The sequence below is a fragment of the Pedobacter sp. 10L46_2 genome (assembly GCF_056395165.1).
This window is the reverse complement of sequence record NZ_JBFTIZ010000302.1, coordinates 1-5120: the sequence shown is the minus strand read 5'-3', so window position 1 is coordinate 5120 and position 5120 is coordinate 1. Positions and strand designations below refer to the sequence as shown.

General features: G+C 39.6%; 7 protein-coding genes. 6 read left to right on the top strand and 1 reads right to left on the bottom strand.

Features of this window, described 5'->3' with window-relative positions; genetic code table 11:
* The coding region (locus AC1DDX_RS23110; protein ID WP_477622666.1) for a winged helix-turn-helix transcriptional regulator at positions 1 to 233 on the bottom strand (233 nt) is incomplete at its 3' end.
* Between the two features lie 88 nt (positions 234 to 321).
* Between AC1DDX_RS23110 and AC1DDX_RS23105 the strand changes: the two genes are divergently transcribed.
* The 6 genes from AC1DDX_RS23105 to AC1DDX_RS23080 all read left to right on the top strand — a co-directional run.
* Positions 322 to 1074, top strand: coding sequence for an SDR family NAD(P)-dependent oxidoreductase (locus tag AC1DDX_RS23105; RefSeq protein ID WP_172661430.1), 753 nt, complete (start codon positions 322 to 324; stop codon positions 1072 to 1074).
* A gap of 109 nt (positions 1075 to 1183) precedes the next feature.
* Positions 1184 to 1429, top strand: a complete 246-nt coding sequence (locus tag AC1DDX_RS23100; protein WP_172661431.1) for a hypothetical protein — start codon at positions 1184 to 1186, stop codon at positions 1427 to 1429.
* A 41-nt stretch (positions 1430 to 1470) separates the two neighbouring features.
* Positions 1471 to 2163, top strand: coding sequence for a uracil-DNA glycosylase family protein (locus AC1DDX_RS23095; protein ID WP_172661432.1), 693 nt, complete (start codon positions 1471 to 1473; stop codon positions 2161 to 2163).
* A 69-nt stretch (positions 2164 to 2232) separates the two neighbouring features.
* Positions 2233 to 3528, top strand: a complete 1296-nt coding sequence (locus AC1DDX_RS23090) for a 4Fe-4S dicluster domain-containing protein (protein WP_172661433.1) — start codon at positions 2233 to 2235, stop codon at positions 3526 to 3528.
* A 31-nt stretch (positions 3529 to 3559) separates the two neighbouring features.
* Complete coding sequence (locus AC1DDX_RS23085; protein ID WP_477622665.1) at positions 3560 to 4360, top strand: (Fe-S)-binding protein; 801 nt, start codon at positions 3560 to 3562, stop codon at positions 4358 to 4360.
* Positions 4350 to 5120: MBL fold metallo-hydrolase (locus AC1DDX_RS23080; protein ID WP_477622664.1), on the top strand; the 771-nt coding region annotated here is incomplete at its 3' end. The genes AC1DDX_RS23085 and AC1DDX_RS23080, both read left to right, overlap by 11 nt.

Sequence of the window (5120 nt, the reverse complement as noted above, 5' to 3'; positions counted from 1 at the left end):
CGCTTAACCAGGCCATCCTTTTCTAATGCCCGCAGCTGTAGTGCAAGCATGCGTTCTGTAATAAAGGGGAGCTCTTTCTTTAATTCGCTAAACCTATGAACTTTGCTTTCCAGCTTACTTATTATCAGAATTTTCCATCTCCCTCCAATCTTGTTAACAGCATATGTCAAATCACATTCAATAATCCATTTTTCATTGCTGCTATAAGTCGAGTTTTCCTTTCTTGTTGCCATTACTTACATGTTTGTTAGCACCGTACAATTGGTTGCATAAGCTGTAAAAATAGACGCTGCTATCTAATTTTGCAAGGAAAGAAAAGTTATGGACTTATATTTAAAAGGAAAAACCGCGATAATAACAGGTGCCAGTCAGGGAATTGGCAGAGCAATCGCAAAAGAATTGGCTTTGGAAGGCGTAAAAGTCTTGGCCGTAGCTAGAAACGAAGATTTACTTAATAGCCTCAAAGAAGAGATCAATACTTCCGGAGGCGTAGAACCTATTACTCTTGTTCAGAATATTCTAGCAGCAGGAGCTCCTCAAAAGATTGGAGCTGAGGGCATATCACTCTTAGGACACGTTGATATTCTTATTAATAATGCCGGCCGTAGTCGTCCCGTTGATGTGGTAGGATCTGAAAAGATCTGGATAGAATCGATGACCTTGGATTTTGATCGGCCCAGACAATTAACACAATGGCTTCTACCTCATTTTATTGCTCGTAAACAGGGGTCTATCCTAAACCTGGCAAGTACTTATGAATTACGAGCAGTTAATGTCTCGGCTGTTGCAAAAGCGTCTATTGTCGTGTGGTCTAAACAGCTCTCGGCGCAAGTTGGCCGTCATGGCATTACAGTAAACTGCTTGCAGCCTGGTCTCATAGATACCGAAAATATTCGCCCCTTCTTTGCTGGCGATGAGCGTAGGAAATTTGCCGACCGTGAGATTCCGCTCGGCGATTTCGGCGAGCCACAGGACATGGCCAACATGGCTGTTTTCTTAGTATCTCCTCGAGCGCGATACATAACCGGTACAGTTGCGGTTGTCGATGGCGGGATGCGTCACCATCCATTTTAAATACACTTTCTATCATTCCATGAATATATTTATCCCTAGAAGGAGGGATTATAGAAAAATATAATCCAACAGTTTTTGTGAATTGCTGTAATTCTCTAGTTTTGTATTTATGAATGCGTATAAGAAAGAATGGATCGACCTGCTTTTAAAGCAAAACTACCCAGGTTGGCTGATAGCCGACGATCGGGATAACATCTTTATAAATATCCCTGAAGATCAGGACCTGGAAATTGCAATGGCAGAATTCAAGAAAAAAATCCGTTCATTAACGTTAAAGATCAAGACCAAACCAGACAAATTAGGCTTCTTTATTGGAAACAGTAAAGACAGCAGGTTTTATGAGCTAAACGCTTAAGATTTTGCAGTTTTAAATCATCGCTTCTTATCTTTACCAGCATGACAACCTTTGCCGATAGGATTATTGCATTTAATAAGCAACTGGATTTTCATGGCTCCCTGCCCGATGACATCCGGATAATGAATCCTTACAAGGAAAATCCGCTGGCGCTAATCTGCTCGTCTGCTTTTTACAAAAAATACTACAATGATAATGAACCCAGACACCTCATTTTGGGCATCAATCCCGGTCGCTTTGGTTCGGCGATGACGGGTGTATCATTTACTGACCCTAAAAGGATGGTGGGTAAATGCGATATTCCATTTCCGGGACAGATGACACATGAGCCTTCATCAGAATATGTTTACGAAATGATTGCAGCTTATGGAGGTATACAAGAGTTCTACAGTAAGTTTTACATTCATTCAGTCTGCCCATTAGGCTTCACCATTAAAAGCACCAAAAGCAAGGAGGTGAATTACAATTACTACGATAGTGCTGAACTTTCAAAAGCGGCATATCCATTTATAATTGAAAACCTGGAAAAACAAATTGCCATTGGCTTCGAAACTGATATCTGCTTTTGTTTTGGAACAGGAAAAAACGAATCATTTTTAAGAAAACTTAACAACTACAAAAAGTACTTTAAAGAGATCATTGCACTGGAACACCCCAGATACATAATGCAATACAAATCAAAAAACAAATCAGACTATATCAAAAAGTACCTTGAGGCATTCAAGAAAATCTAAATTTATGCATGCATAGTAATTTATTTTGGCATATTTATTTTTAACTTAGCAACACTAATAGAAAATCAAATGGTGGCACAAATCATATTTATAGCAATTACACTGGCCGCAATAGCCTTGTTTAGCTATAATATCAAAAAAGTTATCCGAAATATACAATTGGGAAAGTCCGCCGACAGATCGGATCAGCCTCAAAAAAGGTTTATGACGATGCTTAAAGTAGCGCTTGGCCAAACAAAAATGTTTTTCAGGCCAATCCCAGCTTTTCTGCATTTGATAGTTTACTTAGGCTTCGTTATTATCAATATTGAAGTTCTGGAAATTTTGATAGATGGAATATTCGGCTCTCACAGAATATTTTCTGGAGTAGGCTTTATTTATGATTTTCTAATAGGCTCATTTGAAATATTAGCCCTTGGTGTATGGGTGGGTTGTGCCGTCTTTTTAATAAGAAGAAACATCCTTAAACTTAAGCGTTTTAGTGGCGTAGAAATGACTAAATGGCCCAGATCAGATGCCAATTACATTCTAATATCCGAGATTTTGTTAATGACAGCATTTTTACTGATGAATGCTGCTGATGCAAAACTTCAGGTTCTCGGATCCCAACATTATACAAACGCCGGAGCTTTTCCTGTAAGCCAACATCTACAAAATCTTTTGCCAAATTCAGAAGCAGCCCTTGTCGCCATTGAAAGGGGTTGCTGGTGGTTTCACATCATTGGGATACTTATATTTTTAAATTACCTGCCCTATTCTAAGCATTTCCATATCCTGTTTGCATTCCCTAATACTTATTTCTCCAATTTGGAGCCGAAGGGAGAGTTTACAAACATGAAGAGTGTTACAAATGAAGTGAAGGCAATGCTTGACTCATCATTTACTCCAGAAGAAGCAGAACCAGGACGCTTTGGGGCTAAAGATGTGAATGACCTTACATGGGTAAACCTAATGAATGCTTACACCTGTACTGAGTGCGGAAGGTGCACCTCAGTTTGTCCTGCAAACATTACCGGCAAGCTGCTTTCGCCCCGCAAAATAATGATGGATACCAGAGACCGAATGGAAGAGGTCGGAAAAAACATCGATAAAACAGGTAATGGTTTTGATGATGGCAAATCTTTGATTGATAACTACATCAGCAGAGAAGAAATATGGGCATGCACAAGCTGTAATGCCTGTACTGAGGCTTGCCCTATAAATATAGATCCTCTTGCAATTATTACTGAACTAAGAAGGTATGCAGTAATGGAAGAATCTCAATCGCCGGCAAGTATTAATGCGATGCTTGGTAATATTGAAAACAATGGCGCTCCGTGGAAGTATTCTCCGGCCGACAGGTTTAACTGGGCAAAAGAAAGTTAATTAAAGTATTTAAATCTATTATAGCTTAAAGATGAGCGAGCAACTARATTTTGAAGTACCTACAATGGCAGAAATGATAGCCAAGGGCGAAGAGCCTGAGATATTATTCTGGGTAGGTTGCGCAGGCAGTTATGACGAAAGAGCACAAAAAACAACTCGCGACATCTGTAAAATCCTCCATCATGTAGGCATGAAGTATGCTGTATTAGGCACAGAAGAAAGCTGTACAGGAGACCCTGCAAAACGAGCCGGAAATGAGTTTTTGTTTCAAATGCAAGCCATGACCAATATTGAGGTTCTTAACGCCTACAACATAAAGAAAATAGTGACAGGCTGCCCTCATTGCTTTAACACCATTAAAAATGAGTATCCGGGTTTAGGGGGAAGTTACGAAGTTATTCACCATACACAGCTAATCCAACAATTAATTGACGAGGGTAAGCTAAAGGCCGAAGGAGGAGAAAGCTTTAAAGGTAAAAAGATAACTTATCACGACCCATGTTATTTAGGTCGTGGGAATGGTGTTTATGAGGCTCCGCGTAAGGCTTTAGAAGTTTTAGATGCGCAGCTGGTAGAAATGAAACGCTGCAAGTCAAATGGATTATGCTGTGGTGCCGGAGGAGCCCAGATGTTTAAAGAACCTGAAAAAGGCAATAAAGACATTAACATTGAACGTATTGAAGAGGCCCTTGAAACACAGCCAAATATTATAGCTGCCGGTTGCCCTTTTTGCATGACAATGATAAGTGATGGTGTGAAGCTGAAAGATCAGGACAAAAACGTACAAGTATTGGATATTGCTGAAATTACAGCTCGCGCGAATGGCTTGTAACAAGTTACATATTGCATCCTTAAATTCCGGAAGCAATGGAAATTGCTATTATATCGGAAACGACCAGGAAGCTATTCTTGTAGATACAGGTATCTCCTGCAGAGAAACCGAAAAGAGAATGTTGCGCTTGGGCTTATCAATGCATAATGTTAAAGCGATTTTCATTTCTCATGAGCATACAGATCATGTTCGCGGACTTGCCACCCTCTCTTCAAAATACAATTTGCCGGTATACATAACAAATGGAACTTTAAATGGCTGTAGATTCAATATCCGTGAAGACCTCATTAGAGTATTATATAGCACCCAAACAATATCGGTTGGAACTTTAGAAGTAACGAGTTTTCTTAAAATACATGATGCATCTGAGCCACACAGTTTCGTGGTTTCGTGTGGAAGCACCAAGGTTGGCGTATTTACAGATATCGGAGCGGCTTGTGATCAGCTTATTTTTCATTTTAAACAATGCCACGCAGCATTTCTTGAAACGAACTACGATGATGACCTATTAAGTAAAAGCGCATATCCGTATTTCTTAAAACAACGCATCAGCGGAGGTAAAGGTCACTTATCAAACAAGCAGGCATTAGACCTTTTTATACACCACAGGCCATCATATATGACCCATTTATTGTTATCTCACTTATCTAAAGACAATAACAATCCTGAGTTAGCACATAGTTTGTTCAGACAGCATGCTGGAGAAGTTGAAATTGTTGTAGCCTCTAGATTTGTCGAAACCGAGGTTTATACTATTTTT